1 protein-coding gene is annotated in these 543 nt (G+C 56.4%); it reads left to right on the top strand.

The window, feature by feature from the left end:
• On the top strand, nucleotides 1–543 hold a 543-nt coding region (locus ACTD9P_RS29685), incomplete at both ends, for an immunoglobulin-like domain-containing protein (RefSeq protein ID WP_438870428.1).

The raw sequence follows: 543 nt of genomic DNA, 5'->3' as shown, positions 1-543 counted from the left end.
CTCCGGGCACTGATAACACCACTACCGTCACGTTGACGGCTCCGTCCGAGGCGAACGAGGGTGGTCAGATTACGTACACCGCTACGCTTTCCAATAAAGCTGGCACTGACGTAACGCTGAAGTTGGACAATGGCTCGAGCATCACCATCAAGGCTGGCGACACCTTCGGTTCCGTGACTGTTGCAGCGCCTGGCGATGACGTGTTTATCGACAAGAGCACCCAGACCGTCAAGATCACTGACACCACTGGCGGCAACTTCGAGAAGTTGGAAGTGGCTGGTGATGGTGCAACTACGACCATTAACGACACCGTCGACAAGGTCGATGTGGTTCTGACCGCAACGACCACAGTGGGCGAAGGCGGCAACATCATCTACACCGCCAGCCTTGTGGATAAAAACGGCGCGGCAGTGACCAACATCACCAACCCGTTGACCGTCACTCTCGATAACGGCCAGACCATCACCATCGGTGTGAACCAGTCCAGCGGCAACGTGACCGTTGTAGCTCCAGATGACGTGTACAAGGGCGACCAAACCGTCA

The sequence above is a fragment of the Pseudomonas onubensis genome (genome assembly GCF_965653655.1).
In the GTDB taxonomy this organism is placed as follows: Bacteria; Pseudomonadota; Gammaproteobacteria; order Pseudomonadales; family Pseudomonadaceae; genus Aquipseudomonas.
This window is presented reverse-complemented; position numbering and strand designations above follow the sequence as displayed.